This window comes from Arthrobacter sp. NPDC056886 (genome assembly GCF_042788715.1).
GTDB lineage: Bacteria > Actinomycetota > Actinomycetes > Actinomycetales > Micrococcaceae > Arthrobacter.
This window is the reverse complement of record NZ_JBHUBT010000011.1, coordinates 69,847-87,291: the sequence shown is the minus strand read 5'-3', so window position 1 is coordinate 87,291 and position 17,445 is coordinate 69,847. Positions and strand designations below refer to the sequence as shown.

Here is a 17,445-nt window from a genome sequence, read left to right as displayed (position 1 = left end):
GAGGATGCTGGTACTTACACGCAAGCCGGGCGAACAGATCATGATCGGCGACGGCATCGTCATCACGGTTCTGGAAGGCCGCGGCGACGGTGTTCGGATAGGCATTGAGGCACCCCGCGGTGTGCCCATCCAGCGCCGGGAAGTCATCGAAGCCATCGCGGCGGCAAACCTCGCGGCGGCGGAAGCTGGCCCCGACGCCGAGGACGCGCTGCGAGGGCTCGTTCCCCCGCGCGCCACTCCCGCCGAGGGCTGAGGACCCGCGCCGGATCAGTCCTGGTCCCCGCCCAGATACTGGGCCAGGAGCGGCTGGGCTGAACGCCGGACCACGGCCAGGGACCTCTCCAGGTTTCCGCTCGTGGTGAGCTGATCCAGCAGCCCTGCCGTCCCCGCCGGGCCGGGGCGTTCCGGCAGGGGGAGGGTCCGCAGTGCCTCTTCGTTCACCCGGGCGGCCTCGCCAAGCCGGGCCAGGAGTGCGTGCAGGGCCTCCAGATGTTCACGCAGGATCTCGGACCAGGGCCCGGCTGGTGCGGCCGCAATCAGTTCGACGAGCGTGGTTTGCGCCGGCAGGCCCCACTGGGCCGCAACGGCGGCGGATTCAACACTCCGGGCCAGGGCTTCGAAGCGCAGGCGATCCAATACGGTTTCAATCTCGGAGGCCATGAAGTTCAGCCATTCCAGATTCCCGGCCTCGACGTGCAGACGCTGCGTTTCCAGCCTAAACAGAAGCAGCTCCAAGTGCCGCCGTTCCTGCCACAATGCCGCGGAGAGATCGCTTGCGCTCATTGGCCCCATTCTCTTTACGCCCCGTGAATCACAGCTTTGGGACGGTCACCGCATTTTTTGCCAAGCTTTTCCCTGAGGGTACACGCAGATCTTGGATCAGGTGATAGGTTTCCACCATGGGTGCTGCGCCCTACTTGCGGCCGCTGACTCCAATGGGGGGAGTGCCGGTCGGTTTGGGTGCGGCTCTCGGCGTTTTAAGGGTCTATGACCCTTCGGATCCGGTCTCATGGGGGGACACAGTATTGAATCGCGTGGAACGCAACGAGATGGTCACGCAGCACCTTCCGCTGGTGGGGTATCTCGTTTCAGATTTGTGCTCGAAGGCGTCACACCTTTCTCGCGATGACTTGGCCTCGGCTGGTGCTATCGCCCTGATAACGTCGGCCGATTCGTTCGATCCGGACCTCGGCGTGCCCTTCGGCGCGTTCGCCCGCCGGCGCATCCTTGGCGCCTTTGCGGACGAGATGCGGGCCAGCGACTGGGCCACCCGCTCCGCCCGCCGGCGGATCAAGGAAACCATGTCCGTGCAGGAAACCCTGGCGTCCGCCCTGGGCCGCACCCCCACAGTGGAGGAGATCGCCTCCGCGCTGGGCGTCCAGCAAAGCGTTGTGGAGGCCGCGCTCGCGGATGCCTCGCGCACGCTGACGCCCCTCGATGAGGCCGTGGTGGATACTCTCGCCGCCGAAACCCTCACCCCGGAACACTCCGTGCTCGCGGACGAACGGCTCCAGTACCTGCGGGCGGCCGTGAAGTCCCTTCCGGAACGGATGCGCTACGTGGTGGAGGAGATCTACTTTGGTGACCGGACGGTCAAGGACCTGGCCGCGGAACTCGGATCCACGCACGCGGCGGTGTCCCAGCAGCGTTCGGAGGCCATCCGGCTCATGCGTGACGGACTGACCGCACACTACGCTGACGACCCCGAGCAGCCGTTCGAACCCCAGTCCAGGATTACCCCGAGGCGCCGCAACGACTACCTCACGCAGCTCTCCCAGTCCACCTCCGGCGGCATCACGCGGGCCCTATTCCAGCGGGGGCCGGCCCTCAACGAGGCAGTCTAAGCATCCCGGAACGATTAGTAAGCCGACTTAGTAAGCTGACGGAGAAATTCCTCCCAGAACCGTCGCGGCCCGTCGCTGCCCTGCGGTAGCGTCGGAAGCATCGGCCGGGGTGCCAGCAAATGGCGCCCGCGGCCCGCAAGGTACCGGTTCTATCGAGGAGGATGCATGAAAGCAACACCTACACTGACGGCCAACCTGCAGGCGGTCCTAGTGGACCTGATCGAACTCCACGTTCAAGGCAAGCAGGCGCACTGGAACATCGTGGGGACTAATTTCCGGGACCTGCACCTCCAGCTGGACGAAATCGTCGACGCCGCCCGGGAGTTCGCGGACGACCTCGCCGAGCGCATGCGCGCCCTCCACGCCCTGCCGGACGGCCGCAGTTCCACGGTTTCCAAGTCCACCGCACTCGCCGAGTTCCCCTCCGGCCTGATCAACACGAAGGACGCCATCGAGCGGATTGTCGCGGCCCTCGAGGCGGCCGTCGGCACCATGCGCAAAGTGCACGACGAAGTGGATGAGGAAGACCCCACCACCGCCGACCTCCTGCACGCGTTCATTGCCAAGCTTGAGCAGTATGCCTGGATGGTGAATGCCGAAACCATGCGGGCAAACGCCAGCGTCACCACTCCGGACAACAAGTAGCAACCAGCCCGCCCCTCACAAAAACACCAGCGTCCGGTGCCGGGTTTCTCCCGGTGCCGGACGCTGGTGTTTAAGCTATTTGGCCTTAGGCACAGTCCGCAGGACAACGGCGGCGAGTACGCAGGCCCCGGTCATCAGGACCAACGCAATTGACGCCGTGACGTGGACACCAGAGTCGAAAGCCGTGCGTGCGGCCGCCGTCACTGCTTCCGCCAGCGGAGCCGGGAGCATCCGGGCGAGCTCCACCGCGCCGGCGAGGGTTTCACCGGCCTGGCTGGTTGCCGCGGCCGGGGCGAGCTCGGCCACACCCGCGGGGAGCCGGAGGTTGCCTTGGTAGGAGGCCGTCAGGATCGAGCCTAGGATCGCAGTGCCCAGCAGGGACCCCACTTCGTAGCCGGTCTCGGAGATGGCCGCGGCGGCCCCCGACTTGTCGGCAGGCGCCGCACCCAGGATCAGGTCGTTGGAGATCGTCTCCGCGGCGCCCACCCCCAGGCAGAGAATCATCAGCGCGGCCAGCAGCAGGGACGGGCCGTGGCTGTGGTCGCCGAATGCCACCAGGAAATAGCCCGCCGCGCTCAGCAGCAGCCCGCCCGCCACGACAAAGCCGGGCCGCACCTTGCGAACCAGCGGCACCACCAGCAGCCCCGCAACAACCGTGGCGATGAGGGCCGGGACCATGGCGACCCCGGACGCCGAGGGGGACTGGCCCTCCAGCAGCTGCAGGTGCTGGGCCAGGAACAGAATGAAGCCATTGAAGGAGAACAGCGCAAGGACGTTGGCAATGATGGCCGTGCTGAAGACCGGGTTGCCGAAGAGGCTGATATCGAGCATCGGCGCCGTACTGTCGTCTCTTTTGTGGACACGGGCAAGTGCGCGCTGCCGCCGGATGAATACGCAGCCCATGAACAGGCCGGCGCCAATGCTCGCGAAGGCTTCTGGTGCAGGCCCGTGCGTGGCGAGGGTCTTGATCCCGTAGACAACGGGCACCATGACCAGCAGGGACAGCACAATGCTGGGCACGTCCACGCGGCCGGGCTTCGGGTCGCGGGATTCCGGTATCAGCACCGGACCGAGCAGCAGCAGGGGCAGGATGATCGGCACCGCGACCAGCAGGACGGCGCCCCACCAGAAGTGTTCCACCAGCCAACCGCCGGCAATCGGGCCGAGGGCGGCGCCCCCGGAGAAGCCAGCGGCCCAGATCGCCACAGCCAGCCTGCGCCGGTTGGGCTCCGGAAAGATGTTGCGGATCAGGGAAAGCGTGGACGGCATGAGCATGGCGCCGAAGAGGCCAAGCCCGGCGCGGCCGGCGATCAGCCATTCGGCGCTCGGTGCGAACGCCGTCGCGGCCGACACCGCGGCAAAACCTGCGCTGCCCATGAAGAGCAGGCGGCGCCGTCCGATCCGGTCGCCCAGGGAGCCCATCGCGACCAGCAGTCCTGCCAGGACCAGGGGATAGGCATCGACGATCCAGAGCAGCTCGACGCCGGAGGCGTCCAGGCTGGTGGCGATGGCCGGCAGGGCGAACGTCAGGGCGGTGTTGTCCACGGCCACGAGCAGGACGGGGAACATCAGCAGGGCCAGCGCCACCCAGTCGCGCCACGGGGCGCGGGGACCCGTGGCCGCCGGGGTGCTGGTGACGGCGGTGATCGATGGGATGCTCATACGACGTAACTATACCGTCTGGACGGTACAGTTAAGAAATGCGCGGCTGGACAGGCATGATGGGAGGCATGCCCAGGAAACCTGTCGCCCGCGAGGCCGTCCTCGATGCTTTCGAAGCCCTGCTCATCGAAGTCGGTGAACGCGCCGCGACGCTGGACGCCGTCGCGCGCCGGGCCGGTGTCTCCAAGGGCGGCCTGCTCTACCACTTCCCGACCAAGGAGGCGATGATCGCGGTCCTGCTGGAACGGCTGGACCGGCACCTGGCGGCCGATGTTGCGGCCATGGCAGCGGCCCCCGAAGGGGCGGCGTCGTACTTCATCAAGTCCTCGGTGTGGGCGGACACGCCCATGGACCGGGTGTTCGTGGCGGCGACGAGGCTGGCCGAGGTGGCGCACGGGGAGACCCTGCGCCGCTTCGCGGACGCCCAGACGGGCTGGCTGGAACTGCTGGCGGCCGACGTCGGACCCGCCATGGCGAAGGCCGTCCTGTACATGGGGGACGGGCTGTACTTCAACGCCATGCTGGGCCGGGGCCCCGGTGGGCCGCTCCCGGAGGTTGAGGCGGAGGTCGAGAGCCTCCTCGCCGCCGTCGAGCGGCTGCGCCGCTGACGCCGAGGCCCGCCGCTAACACCCACCCCCGCCGAGATCGCCGGAACCCTGCGGCTTCGCCGGAAATTTGCAGCGACCCCGCAGCTTTCCGGCGAATTCGCGTTGGCGGAGACACTCAGGCGGGCTCCTCGCCCGTAACCTGAGTGCGCCGGTGGCCGGGAGTTTGCGGACGCGGGCCCGGCATAGGACAATGGGAGCTGTGACTGTTGTCACCCCCAAATTGAATACGCCTTTGATCTGCGGCGGGAGAGTCCTGCAAGTAGGTACAAGCAGGCGCCGTAGGAGCAAATCCTCCCCAGGAATCTCTCAGGCCCACGTACCGCCGCGGCAAGGCATCTCTGGAAAGTAGCAGGCGTGTCCCGGACATGCTGTGCTCACCGACGGTGCAAGCGGAGCCCTGAAAACTTAGGCTGCGCGGAAACTCTCAGGTCCAATACAGAGCGGGGAGGAACCCGAATCAATGTGGCGTACCCTGCGCCGCCTGAGTTATGGAGTTCCTTGTGACTGTTACCCCAGCCTCCACGTCCTTCGTTGACCGGCACATCGGCGCGCGCCGCCAGGCCGACGTCGACGCCATGCTGAAGGCTGTCGGCTACGACACCGTCGACGCCCTCGTGGATACCGCCGTTCCGAAGGACATCCGGCAGGACTCCGACCTCGCGCTCTCCGCCGCCCTCAGCGAAGTTGAAGTCCTCGCCGAGCTGCGCAAGCTGGCCGCGAAGAACAAGACCGCCGTGCAGATGATCGGGCAGGGCTACTACGACACGCTCACCCCGCCGGTGATCCGCCGCAACATCCTCGAAGCCCCGGCCTGGTACACCGCGTATACGCCGTACCAGCCGGAGATCTCCCAGGGCCGGCTCGAGGCCCTGCTGAACTTCCAGACCATGGTCCAGGACCTCGTCGGCCTGCCGATCGCCAACGCCTCGCTGCTGGACGAAGCCACCGCGGTGGCCGAGGCCGTACTGATGATGCGCCGCGCCAACAAGAACAAGTCGGCCCACGACGGCAAGACCGTCCTCGACGCCGACTGCCTCCCGCAGACCATCGCCATCGTCAAGGGCCGCGCCGAAGCCCTCGGTTTCGAGGTCGAGGTCGCCGACCTCTCCAAGGGCCTGCCCGACGGCGTCATCAACGGCGTCGTCCTGCAGCAGCCGGGCGTCTCCGGCCGCGTGTTTGACCACACCGCCGTGATCGCCGATGCCAAGGAACGCGGCGCCCTCGTCACGGTCGCCGCCGACCTCCTCTCCCTGACGCTCATCACGTCCCCGGGCGAGCAGGGCGCGGACATCGCCGTCGGCTCCGCCCAGCGCTTCGGCGTGCCGCTGTTCTTCGGCGGCCCGCACGCCGCCTACATGGCCGTCCAGAAGGGGCTTGAGCGCTCCATGCCCGGCCGCCTCGTGGGTGTCTCCAAGGACAACGCCGGTGTCCCGGCCTACCGACTGGCCCTGCAGACCCGCGAGCAGCACATCCGCCGTGAGAAGGCCACCTCCAACATCTGCACCGCCCAGGCCCTGTTGGCCATCGTGGCTTCCTTCTACGCCGTCTACCACGGCCCCGACGGGCTGAAGGCAATCGCCGAGACCGTCCACGTCCACGCCAAGACCATCGCCGCCGCCCTCAAGGCCGCCGGCCTGCAGGTGCTGCACACCTCCTTCTTCGACACGATCACCGTCTCCGTCCCGGGCCGTGCCGCAGAGATCATCGCGGCCGCCGACGCCAAGGGCGTCAACCTGCGCGCCATCGACGCCGACACCGTCGGCATCTCCGCCGATGAGGCCACAACCGTGGAAATCGTCGCCGACGTCATCGCCGCGTTCGGCGCGTCCGTGACTGACACGGCCGACGGTTTCGGCCTGGACGCCGCTGTCGAGCGCACCTCCGACTACCTGCAGCACCCCGTGTTCAATACCCACCGTTCCGAAACCCAGCTGCTGCGCTACATCCGCCGTCTCTCGGACCGTGACCTCGCCCTGGACCGCACCATGATCCCGCTGGGTTCGTGCACCATGAAGCTGAACGCCACGGCCGAGATGGAAGCCATCTCCTGGCCGGAGTTCGCCTCCATCCACCCCTTCGCCCCGGAATCCCAGACCGCCGGCTGGCGCGAACTGATCGAGGACCTCGAAGCCCAGCTGACCGAGATCACCGGCTACGACCAGGTCTCCATCCAGCCCAACGCCGGTTCCCAAGGCGAGCTCGCCGGCCTGCTGGCCATCCGTGGCTACCACCTCTCCCGCGGTGACGCCCAGCGCAACGTCTGCCTGATCCCGGCCTCGGCCCACGGCACCAACGCCGCCTCGGCCGTGCTCGCCGGCATGAAGGTGGTCGTGGTGGCCACCGCCTCGGACGGCACGATCGACCATGCGGACCTGTCCGCCAAGATCGAGGCCAACAAGGATGCCCTGTCCTGCATCATGATCACCTACCCGTCCACGCACGGGGTGTACGACGCCGACGTCCGCGAGGTCTGCGACGCGATCCACGCCGCCGGCGGCCAGGTCTACATCGACGGCGCCAACCTCAACGCCCTCGTCGGGCTGGCACAGCCCGGCATGTTCGGCGGCGACGTCTCGCACCTGAACCTGCACAAGACCTTCTGCATCCCGCACGGCGGCGGCGGACCGGGCGTTGGCCCTGTCGCGGCCAAGTCGCACCTCGCCCCCTTTATGCCGGGCAACGCTGCGGACCCGGCCAACGGCGCCGACGGCACCCCGATTTCGGCCTCCCGCTACGGCTCCGCCGGCGTCCTGCCGATCTCCTGGGCCTACGTGAAGCTCATGGGCGGCCGGGGCCTCACCGAGGCCACCAAGTCGGCGCTGCTCGCGGCGAACTACATCGCCGCACGCCTGAACGATTCCTTCCCGGTGCTCTACACCGGCGAAGGCGGCCTCGTGGCCCACGAGTGCATCCTGGACCTGCGCGAACTCACGGCCAAGACCGGCGTGACCGCCGAGGACGTGGCCAAGCGCCTGATCGACTACGGCTTCCACGCCCCCACCCTCGCGTTCCCGGTGGCCGGCACCCTGATGGTGGAGCCCACCGAGTCCGAGGACCTCGGCGAGATCGACCGCTTCATCACGGCCATGGTGGCCATCCGCGCCGAGATCGACCAGGTGGCCCACGGCGACTTCACTGTGGAGCACAGCCCGCTGCGCAACGCCCCGCACACAGCCGCTGCCGTCATCAGCACGGACTGGACGCGCGAATACCCCCGTGAGCAGGCCGTCTTCCCGGTCCACACGCTCAGGCAGGACAAGTACTTCCCGCCGGTCGGCCGGATCGACGGCGCCGCGGGGGACCGGAATTTGATCTGCTCGTGCCCACCCCTCGAGGCCTTCGAGGACCACTCCGACGACTCCGCCAACTCCGACTCCGCCAACTAAGGACAGCCAACGATGACTGAGAATTACACGGCCCTGTACGAAGAGCACAAGAAGCTCGGCGCCTCCTTCACGGACTTCGGCGGCTGGCAGATGCCCCTGAAGTACAGCTCCGAACTCGCCGAGCACCACGCCGTCCGCAAGTCCGCGGGCCTGTTCGACCTCTCCCACATGGGCGAAGTCTGGGTCACCGGCCCGGACGCCGCAGCATTCCTGGACTACGCCCTCGTGGGCAAGATCTCCGCGATGGCCATTGGCAAGGCTAAATACTCGCTGATCTGCAACGAGGACGGCGGCATCATCGACGATCTCATCACCTACCGCCGTGGCGAGCAGAAGTTCCTGGTGGTCCCCAACGCGGGCAACGCCAAGGTCGTGGCTGCTGCCCTGGCCGAGCGTGCTGGTTCTGCCCAAGAAGGCGGGTTGGAGGTCACGGTCCAGGACGCCTCCGCCGAGACCTCGCTGATCGCCGTTCAGGGGCCCAAGGCCCAGGAGATCCTGCTGCGCCTGGTTCCCGCCGCGCAGCACGAACTCGTCACGGATCTGAAGTACTACGCCGCCGTGGACGTCCCCTTCATGTTCGGCGGCGCCAGCCACGACCTCCTGCTGGCCCGCACCGGCTACACCGGTGAAGACGGCTTCGAGATCTTCGTTGCCAACGACGACGCCGCCGCCCTTTGGCAGGCGCTTGTCGCCATCGCCGAAGACGGCGAGCTGACCCCCGCCGGGCTCGCATCCCGCGATTCGCTCCGCCTCGAGGCGGGCATGCCGCTCTACGGCAATGAGCTCTCCCTCGAAGGCGATCCGTTCGCCGCCGGCCTGGGCCCCGTCGTCGCGCTGTCAAAGGAAGGCGACTTCATCGGCAAGGCCGCGCTGGCCGCCAAGAAGGAAGCCGGCGCCGGCGCCACGACGGGCCGCAAGCTCGTCGGGCTCAAGGGCCTCGGACGCCGGGCCGGCCGCGGCCACTACCCGGTCCTGAAGGACGGCAACGTCGTGGGCGAAGTCACCTCCGGCCAGCCCAGCCCCAGCCTCGGCTACCCGGTCGCGATGGCCTACGTCGACGTCGAGCTCACCGAGCCCGGCACCACCTTGGACATCGACCTCCGCGGCAAGGCCGAGCCGTTCGAAGTTGTCGCACTGCCTTTCTACAAGCGCCAAAAGTAGCCCGACAAGGCCTGTCCCGGTGTCTGTCTTGTGGCCGGCACCGGGGCTGTCCGTCTGAGTTTTCACGCGTGCTCGCTCGCTTGACCCGCCGTCCCCCTAACCTCGCAAGCTCGGTTAGGGAACCCTGACGGCGGCCGCTCGCTTAGACGCACGCTTTCGAAAACCCAGCCCGGCCAGCCCCTCGAGGACAAGTCACCTTTGAGACATCACGCCACATCCGGACCGACGGGAACCGGCGCCTTCGAAAGCCAAAGGTGCTGGGGATATGCCGCCTACCGCGGCCCTGGTTTGTCCCAAGCTCGATCATTGGGGGTTGAGCTTGATGACACCCTTAAAGCCAAGAAGTAGCCAGGCTCTAGAAGAATACGAACGGCCACGGTTTCTTCCGGAACTGGTGTCTTTTCGAAAACTGTTGGCGTCCAGAACTGAACTGAATAGCGGCGGGTGAGGGGATTCCGGAAGCGTGCGTCTAAGGGAGCGTCGCGTCCGCCCAGCGGGCGCCTTCGCGACCGAGCACGCGGAGGAATTGCCTCATCCGCCACCCAGCCCGACCAGTCCCGCCGCGTAACCCAGCCACAATTGATTCAGCCCACGACTTTTCAAACGTAAAGGAAAAACACATGGCAAAAGTTGCCCCTGAACTGCAGTACTCCGACGAGCACGAGTGGGTTGCGCGGGAGGCCGGGAACGTCGTTTCCATCGGCATCTCCGCCGTCGCCACGGACGCCCTCGGCGACATCGTCTATGTTGACCTGCCCGAGGTCGGCTCAGCGGTGACCGCGGGGGAGACCTGCGGCGAGGTCGAATCGACCAAGTCCGTCTCGGACCTCTACGCGCCGGTCACGGGCGAGGTCACCGAAACCAACCCCGCCGTCGTCGATGACCCCTCGCTGATCAACAGCGACCCCTACGGCGCCGGCTGGCTGTTCAAAGTCGCCGCCGAATCAGACGGCCCGCTGCTCTCGGCAGAGGACTACGCTTCCAAGAACGGTGGCGAACTGTGAGCGGGGCAATGACCGGGACCGTGGCTTTCGAGCAGGTCGTCTCCCCGAGCCTGGACGCGGACCTCTCCGCCCTGGATCCGGAGATCGCCGCGAAGATCGACGCCGAGCTGACCCGCCAGCGCGATGGCCTGGAGATGATCGCCTCGGAGAACCACACCGCCAAGGCTGTCATGCAGGCGCAGGGTTCGGTGCTGACCAACAAGTACGCCGAGGGCTACCCGGGCAAGCGCTACTACGGCGGCTGCGAGCACGTTGACGTGATCGAACAGCTCGCGATTGACCGGGTCAGGGCCCTGTTCGGCGCGGAATACGCCAACGTCCAGCCGCACTCCGGCGCGCAGGCCAACGCTTCAGTCATGCATGCCCTGATCCGTCCGGGTGACACCATCATGGGCCTGAACCTGGCGCACGGCGGGCACCTGACGCACGGGATGAAGATCAACTTCTCCGGCCGGCTCTACAACGTCATCCCGTACCAGGTCCGCGAGGAGGACCACCGGATCGACATGGCCGAGGTGGAGCGCCTGGCCCAGGAGCACAAGCCGGCCCTGATCGTTGCCGGCTGGTCCGCGTACGCCCGGCAGCTGGACTTCGCCGAGTTCCGCCGGATCGCCGATTCCGTGGGCGCCTACCTGATGGTGGACATGGCCCACTTCGCCGGACTGGTGGCGGCTGGCCTGCACCCGAGCCCGGTCCCGCACGCCCACGTCACCACCTCCACGACGCACAAGACTCTCGCCGGTCCGCGCGGCGGCATCATCCTTTCCAACGACGCGGACATTGCCAAGAAGATCAACTCGGCGGTGTTCCCCGGACAGCAGGGCGGGCCGCTGGAGCACGTGATCGCCGGCAAGGCCGTGGCGTTCAAGATCGCCGCGTCCCCGGAGTTCAAGGAACGCCAGGAGCGGGTCCTGGCCGGTGCCAGGATCCTCGCCGAGCGTCTGGTCCAGCCGGACGTGACCGCGAAGGGGATCAACGTGATCTCCGGCGGCACCGATGTGCACTTGGTCCTGGTGGACCTGCGCGAGTGCGAGCTCAACGGGCAGGAAGCCGAGGACCGCCTCGCGGACATCGACATCACGGTCAACCGCAACGCCGTCCCGTTCGATCCGCGTCCGCCGATGGTCACCTCCGGGCTGCGCATCGGCACCCCGGCGCTGGCTACCCGCGGCTTCGGCGAGGCAGCCTTCGCCGAGGTTGCGGACATCATCGCCGAGGCTTTGATCGCCGACGCCGGCGCGGATCTGTCCGGCCTGCGCACCAGGGTGGAGGCCCTCGCCGCCGCCCACCCGCTCTACCCCTCGGTTGATAACCTCGCTTAAGCGACGTAAGACTGAAGTAAGACACGACGCCGGGCGGGCCGCGGCCACAAGCCGCCGCCCGGCGTCGTGCATCGGCGGGACTGCCGCCTACCTGCGGCCGGACCGCCTTCCGGCAAGACCCTCTGCCGGGCCACAGCAAGACCTAGTTAGGAACCGACAATGGCTGTTGGAGTCTTCGACCTCTTTTCCATCGGAATAGGGCCGTCCAGCTCGCACACCGTGGGGCCCATGCGGGCCGCCGCCGTCTTCGCCGAAGAACTCAAGTCCCTCGGCAAGCTGGCAGAGGTGGCGTCGCTGCGGGTGGACCTCTACGGCTCCCTCGCTGCCACGGGCCACGGCCACGGCACCATGACGGCCATCCTGCTCGGACTCGAGGGCTTCCACCCCGAGCAGATCCTGCCCGAGGAAATGGAGGACCGGCTGGCCGCGATCGCCGAGACCGGCACCCTGCAGCTGGCCGGATCCGTCGCCCTGCCCTACGGCGTGAAGGACATGGTCCTGCGGCCGCTGACCATCCTGCCCCGGCACACCAACGGAATGACGTTCACGGTTTCCGACGCCGCGGGCGAAACCCTGCACCAGGCCACGTTCTTCTCCGTCGGTGGCGGCTTCATTGTCCGCGACGGCGAGGAGGACGCGGCCCTGAAGGAACTCGACGAGTCGAAAAAGGAACTTCCCCTGCCCTTCCGCACGGCCGCCGAACTCCTGGGCCGCTGCCAGTCCAAGGGCCTCTCGATCGGCGAGATCATGCTGGTCAACGAGCGCGCCTCCCGTACCGAGGCCGAGATCCGCGAAGGTCTGCTGCACATCTACTCGGTGATGGAAGGCTGCGTCGAGGTCAGCCTCAAGCGCGAGGGTCTGCTCCCGGGCGGGCTCAAGGTCCGGCGCCGCGCCCCCGACTGGCACGAGCGGCTCTTGAAGGAGACCCGCGGCCAGGACCCCGACTACCGGGACCCGAAGTACTGGCAGGAATGGGTCAACCTGATCGCCTTGGCCGTGAATGAGGAAAACGCCTCCGGTGGCCGCGTGGTCACCGCGCCCACCAACGGCGCCGCGGGCATCATCCCGGCCGTGCTCTACTACGCGCTGCACTTCGCCCCCGGCATGGACAAGGCAACCCAGGCCGACCGCGACGACGTCGTGGTCAAGTTCCTGCTGACCGCCGGCGCCATCGGGGTGCTCTACAAGGAGCAGGCCTCGATTTCCGGCGCCGAAGTCGGCTGCCAGGGCGAGGTCGGCTCGGCGTCCTCGATGGCGGCCGCCGGCCTGGCCGAAGTCATGGGCGGCACCCCCCAGCAGGTGGAGAACGCCGCGGAAATCGCGATGGAGCACAACCTGGGCCTGACGTGTGATCCGATCGGCGGGCTCGTCCAGGTCCCGTGCATCGAACGGAACGCGATCGCTGCTGCGAAGGCCATCAACGCGGCCAAGATGGCCCTGTGGGGCGACGGCACCCACCGCGTCTCCCTGGACGAGGTCATCGTGACCATGCGGGAAACCGGCAAGGACATGAGCTCCAAGTACAAGGAAACCGCCATGGGCGGCCTCGCCGTCAACGTCGTGGAGTGCTAGGGAGCCGATTGAGGCTGGAAGGCAGGTGCTTCAGTTGTGCAGCGCCGCCCACAGGTTCAGTGAGGATGCGAACACGATCCAGGACAGGTAGGGCAGCATCAGCAGTCCTGCCATCCGGCTGATCGGACCGAAAAGTACCACCGTCACGGCCACGGCCACAGCCAATGCCACGATGATCCCGAAGGCGATCCACAGCGCCGGCGTCCCGAGCACCGGGTACAGGCCAAAGAAGACCGGTGTCCAGAGCAGGTTCAGCACCAGCTGCACGCCGTAGGCCGTCAGGGCCTTCTTGGATCCCTCGGCGTGGCTGCGCCAGACCAGCCACGCCGCGACTGCCATGGCGGCGTACAGAACCGTCCAGACCGCCCCGAAGACCCAGTTTGGTGGCGACCAAGGGGCTGTATCGGCTGTGGCGTACCAGCCGTTGACGTACTTGGCCGTGGCCAGGCTGCCGATGCCCGCAACCAGCGCCGACGCGCCGAGGAACAGGAAGAAGGCGACGACTTGGGAGCCGGCGCCGTAGCCGCTGCCGGCGCCCCGCGAGCGGCCGGTGGGCGCCCCGGGACGGCCTTCCAGCGGTTGTTGCTGAGCCTGCATGAGACCAGCGTAACCGTCTAGGCCGGACTGGCGGCAGGGTGCGGACCGATAGACTTGGGGCTGCATGTCTGCATGCCGCCGAAGCTCGTACCGCAATGATTGGATACCGCACCCTTGCGTGAATTCACTGCCCGCTTTGCCTCTGCCGAGGAGATTGCCAACTGGGATGCCCTCGTCACGGCGAACCCCAATGGCGGCAATCTCCTGCAATCGGAAGCCTTCGCCGAGGTCAAGCAGCACTTTGGCTGGAAGCCCCTGCACCTTGTCTACGAGACGGCCGATTACACCAGCTACAACCTGGTCCTGGAGAAGTCGTTTCCGCTTCTCGGCAAGCTCTGGTACCTGATCAAGGGACCCGACGTGGCGTCCGTCGAGGACATCCCGGGGATCGCCGCGGCAAACGCGGACTTCATCAAAAGGGCCAGGCTGGGCGTCTTCGCGATCAAGATCGAGCCGGACATCGTTCTCTCTGACGACGCCGTGCGGGTCCTCGAAGGGGCTGGCCTGGTCAAGACCCACAACCTGCAGCCCAACGACTCGACGGCGCTGCTCGATATTGCGCCCGAGGAAAACCAGCTGCTGCGCAATCTCCACTCCCGGGGCCGTAACGCCGTTCGCCGGGCCATCCGCGAGGGCGTGGAGGTCCACAACGCCGAGCCCACGGAAGAGAACTTCCGGTCCATGTATGCCCTGATGACCAACACGGTGGAAGCTAAATCCCAGGTCCGGGTGCGCGAGTACGAGTACTACCGCCAGTTCTGGACCAACTTCCTGGCCCGTGACCAGGGCAGGCTCCTGTTCGTGTATGAAAACGGCGTGCCCTCGGTTGGCGCGTTCGTGATCAACTACGGCCGCAAGGGAACGTACAAGGACGGCGGCTCCCTGCAGAAGCGCGGCCAGTACGGCGACTCGCACCTCGTGCAGTGGACTGCGATCAACCAGGTCAAAGAACTCGGCTGTACCGAATACGACTTCTGCGGCACCCCGCCGAGCGCCAAGCTCAAGGACACGTCGAACCCGTTCCATGGACTGGGCCTGTTCAAGACCAGTTTCAGCAAGACCGTGACGGACTTCGTCGGCTGCTACGACCAGGTCCTGAGTCCGCTGAAGTACAAAGCCTGGATGACGGCGGGGGAGCGCGTGGCACGCCAGCTCTACACCCGGCGCACAGGTCAACAGTTCTACTAAAAAACGACACGGACAGCCAAGGACAGTGAGGAGGCCGGAATGAACAACGGAAACGACGGCCACCGCAGGCCGCCCACGGACGGCCTGCCCCGGACGCAGCCGATGTCGGCCATGCAGGTGCGCCAGAACGCCGCGGCCAAGCGGATGCTGCGCCGCCTGGTCCAGGGCGAAAACCCGCCGACGGCGCCGATGTCCATTGTGGACCGGCTCGCCGGCAGCCCGTACGCCAACCCGATGATCCAGGTCGGCGGGGTGGACGCCGCAGCCCGCAAAACCATCGACTTCGCCCTGAAACTGGCGGAGTCCATGTTCCGGTACGGGGCAGGCGCCCTCGAAGTTGAGACCAGCATCATCGCGATCACCGCTGCGCTGGGGCTGAAGAACATCGAAGTGGACATCACCAACCAGTCGGTGGCCATCAACTATGCCCCCAAGGACCAGACGCCTATCACCTTGCTGCGTGTCGTGCGGTCCTGGACCAACAACTACGCGGGCCTCTCGCAAGTGCACCAGCTGGTCACGGATATCGTTTCCGGCGGCGTGGGACGCGAAGAGGCTGTGCGCCGGCTCGATGACATTACCCGCAGCCCCAAGCCATTCCCGCGGTGGATGGTCACTGTGGCCTTCGGCGTGTTCTCCGCCGTCTTCGTGGGTGTCCTAGGCGGCGGGCTGGGCGCCTCAATAGTCGCCTTCCTCTCCAACCTGCTGGTCAGCCTGCTGGCCCGTCAGCTGGGCCGCTGGCGTACGCCGGACTTCTTCATCACCGCCTCGTGTTCGTTCCTGGTGACAATCGTCGCCCTGCTGTTGTGGCGTTTTGGCGCCCCGCTGGGCGTGCAGATTGCCCCGGAGATCGTGGTGGTCGGCGGGATCCTGCTGCTACTGCCGACGGGACGCCTCGTGTCATCGGTGCAGGATGCGATCAACGGCTTCCCGGTCACGGCCGCCGGCCGGTTCCTGTCCACCATGCTGACCTTCGGGGCGCTGGTGGCCGGCATTGCCGTCGGGTTTGTCGTGGGAGACATGACCGGCATGGACCCAATAGACGTGACTAAAACATTCCCGCCCAAGTATGACCTGTGGGTGCTCATCGTTTTGATCGCCATTGCGGTGCTGATGATCGGCATCACCGAACAGACCAGCTGGAAGCTGCTGCTGCCGACGGCGGCCGTGGGCGTGGTGGGTTATCTGGTCCTGATCGGGGGTGACGCCCTGGGCATCGGGGCCCGCTTCGCCCCGGCTCTCGCGGCTGTGGTGATCGGCCTCCTGGCCCGCGTGGTGGCCCTCCGGATGGGCGCTCCCCAGCTGGTTGTGGCCGTCCCCGCAGCCCTGATCCTGCTCCCCGGGCTGACTATATTCCGGTCCATGTATGTATTGACCATCGAGGAAACGGAGATTCTCATGGGCGCCGGCGGGATGCTCAACGCCGGGGCGATCGTGCTCGGCGTCGCTGCCGGCATCGTGCTCGGCGACACCCTGGCGCGGCCCCTGACGCGCAGCCTGGCGAGCAACGAACGGCGCAGGGCCCGCCGCCGCTAAGTGGCGCGACCGGGCCCTGCGCCCTGGATCTCGCGTGTAGGGTTGCTCCGTTAGATTTTGCGCTTCTAGATCTTGCTCAGTCAGATCTTGCCTATCGGCAGCTTCTTCTCCGCCTGGAAATCGTCCTCCACGCGGCCCCTGGCCCAGTAGCCCGAGAGGGAAACCTGGGCTCGCTCCAGCCCGCGTTGCACGTAGAAGACCTCCCGCAGGCCCTTCATGTAGCCCCGCTCGCCGTGGGCAAAGACCTGCACCCGTCCCTCGGGCCACTCGGCATCGCGCACGGCCGCGACCAGCAGGTCGCTCTCTCCGGCGGGGACGCCGCTGCGCAGGAGCCAGCGCAGCTCGACGCCGGCCGGTCCGGCAATGGCCTGGATGTCGGCGTCGCTGTCCACCTCAAGCAGGGCCAGGCCGCGGGCATCCGCCGGCAGGGATTCGATCGCGGCGCCGATGGCCGGCAGCGCGGATTCATCGCCGGCAAACAGGTACCAGTCCGCCGCTGGATCCGGGTTGTACCCGCCGCCCGGGCCCGTAAAGGTCATACGATCGCCGGGCTGGGCCGAGGCCGCCCAGGGGCCAGCGAGGCCCTCGTCGCCGTGGATCACGAAATCGATGGCCAGTTCCTGCGCCGCCGCGTCCACCCAGCGGACCGTGTACGTCCGGGTGTGCGGCCACTGAGCGCGCGGCATCGCTTCCCGTATGGCCCACAGGTCCAGCGGTTGCGGGTATTCGATGCCGGGTTGGGGAAAGGCGATCTTGACGTACCGGTCCACATAGTCGTTGTTGACGTACCCGGCGAAGCCTGGGCCGCCTGCGATGATCCGGACCATGTGCGGGGAGAGTTGTTCCCTGCGCAGGACCGTCAGGTCAGTCTGCGGACGCGAGTTCCGGGTGGCGGTGGTGGCGGCGGGGACGGAAGTCAT

Annotated in this window: 15 protein-coding genes and 1 riboswitch; of the genes, 11 read left to right on the top strand and 4 right to left on the bottom strand. The window is 66.9% G+C overall.

What is annotated here, in order from left to right; translation table 11 throughout:
- Positions 1-4 precede the first annotated feature (4 nt).
- Complete coding sequence (locus ACFRJ8_RS18670) at positions 5-253, top strand: carbon storage regulator (protein WP_277527751.1); 249 nt, start codon at positions 5-7, stop codon at positions 251-253.
- A 14-nt stretch (positions 254-267) separates the two neighbouring features.
- Here the strand turns inward: ACFRJ8_RS18670 and flgN are convergent, their stop codons facing one another.
- Positions 268-783 (bottom strand): flagellar export chaperone FlgN, encoded by a 516-nt coding sequence (flgN, locus tag ACFRJ8_RS18665; protein WP_377987772.1) that lies wholly within the window; start codon positions 781-783, stop codon positions 268-270.
- A gap of 242 nt (positions 784-1,025) precedes the next feature.
- Here flgN and ACFRJ8_RS18660 point away from each other — a divergent pair, with 242 nt between their 5' ends.
- The gene (locus ACFRJ8_RS18660) at positions 1,026-1,844 is read left to right on the top strand and encodes a sigma-70 family RNA polymerase sigma factor (protein WP_377987769.1); all 819 of its coding nucleotides are present in this window, start codon (positions 1,026-1,028) and stop codon (positions 1,842-1,844) included.
- A 165-nt stretch (positions 1,845-2,009) separates the two neighbouring features.
- Positions 2,010-2,489, top strand: a complete 480-nt coding sequence (locus ACFRJ8_RS18655; RefSeq protein WP_377987767.1) for a Dps family protein — start codon at positions 2,010-2,012, stop codon at positions 2,487-2,489.
- Positions 2,490-2,564: 75 nt separating this feature from the next.
- Here ACFRJ8_RS18655 and ACFRJ8_RS18650 read toward each other — a convergent pair whose 3' ends face one another.
- Entirely contained in the window at positions 2,565-4,151 is a 1,587-nt protein-coding gene (locus tag ACFRJ8_RS18650) for an MFS transporter (RefSeq protein WP_377987765.1), read from the bottom strand.
- A gap of 68 nt (positions 4,152-4,219) precedes the next feature.
- Here ACFRJ8_RS18650 and ACFRJ8_RS18645 point away from each other — a divergent pair, with 68 nt between their 5' ends.
- The 6 genes from ACFRJ8_RS18645 (at position 4,220) to ACFRJ8_RS18620 (ending at position 13,204) form a co-directional block, all read left to right on the top strand.
- Positions 4,220-4,759 carry a TetR/AcrR family transcriptional regulator gene (locus ACFRJ8_RS18645; RefSeq protein WP_377987921.1) on the top strand — a complete coding sequence of 180 codons (540 nt, stop codon included), beginning with the start codon at positions 4,220-4,222 and terminating at the stop codon, positions 4,757-4,759.
- 233 nt (positions 4,760-4,992) lie between these two features.
- A riboswitch (glycine riboswitch) is annotated at positions 4,993-5,091 on the top strand.
- Between the two features lie 156 nt (positions 5,092-5,247).
- Complete coding sequence (gcvP, locus tag ACFRJ8_RS18640; RefSeq protein ID WP_377987763.1) at positions 5,248-8,145, top strand: aminomethyl-transferring glycine dehydrogenase; 2,898 nt, start codon at positions 5,248-5,250, stop codon at positions 8,143-8,145.
- A gap of 12 nt (positions 8,146-8,157) precedes the next feature.
- The gene (gcvT, locus tag ACFRJ8_RS18635; RefSeq protein ID WP_377987761.1) at positions 8,158-9,306 is read left to right on the top strand and encodes a glycine cleavage system aminomethyltransferase GcvT; all 1,149 of its coding nucleotides are present in this window, start codon (positions 8,158-8,160) and stop codon (positions 9,304-9,306) included.
- Positions 9,307-9,926: 620 nt separating this feature from the next.
- Positions 9,927-10,310: a glycine cleavage system protein GcvH gene (gcvH, locus tag ACFRJ8_RS18630; protein ID WP_377987760.1), complete on the top strand. Its 384-nt coding sequence runs from the start codon at positions 9,927-9,929 to the stop codon at positions 10,308-10,310.
- An 8-nt stretch (positions 10,311-10,318) separates the two neighbouring features.
- On the top strand, positions 10,319-11,632 hold the full coding sequence (gene glyA / locus ACFRJ8_RS18625; RefSeq protein ID WP_377987758.1) for a serine hydroxymethyltransferase: 1,314 nt from the start codon (positions 10,319-10,321) through the stop codon (positions 11,630-11,632).
- A gap of 159 nt (positions 11,633-11,791) precedes the next feature.
- Entirely contained in the window at positions 11,792-13,204 is a 1,413-nt protein-coding gene (locus tag ACFRJ8_RS18620; RefSeq protein ID WP_377987756.1) for an L-serine ammonia-lyase, read from the top strand.
- A gap of 30 nt (positions 13,205-13,234) precedes the next feature.
- Here the strand turns inward: ACFRJ8_RS18620 and ACFRJ8_RS18615 are convergent, their stop codons facing one another.
- A complete protein-coding gene (locus ACFRJ8_RS18615; RefSeq protein WP_377987754.1) occupies positions 13,235-13,801 on the bottom strand; it encodes a TspO/MBR family protein in 567 nt (188 codons plus the stop codon).
- 114 nt (positions 13,802-13,915) lie between these two features.
- On the opposite strand from ACFRJ8_RS18615, the gene ACFRJ8_RS18610 reads away from it, so the two are divergent.
- Together ACFRJ8_RS18610 and ACFRJ8_RS18605 are read left to right on the top strand one after the other, a co-directional pair.
- Positions 13,916-14,989 carry a lipid II:glycine glycyltransferase FemX gene (locus ACFRJ8_RS18610; protein WP_377987752.1) on the top strand — a complete coding sequence of 358 codons (1,074 nt, stop codon included), beginning with the start codon at positions 13,916-13,918 and terminating at the stop codon, positions 14,987-14,989.
- A 39-nt stretch (positions 14,990-15,028) separates the two neighbouring features.
- Positions 15,029-16,525, top strand: a complete 1,497-nt coding sequence (locus ACFRJ8_RS18605; protein ID WP_377987750.1) for a threonine/serine exporter ThrE family protein — start codon at positions 15,029-15,031, stop codon at positions 16,523-16,525.
- Positions 16,526-16,605: 80 nt separating this feature from the next.
- Here the strand turns inward: ACFRJ8_RS18605 and ACFRJ8_RS18600 are convergent, their stop codons facing one another.
- Positions 16,606-17,445 (bottom strand): siderophore-interacting protein, encoded by an 840-nt coding sequence (locus ACFRJ8_RS18600; protein WP_377987748.1) that lies wholly within the window; start codon positions 17,443-17,445, stop codon positions 16,606-16,608.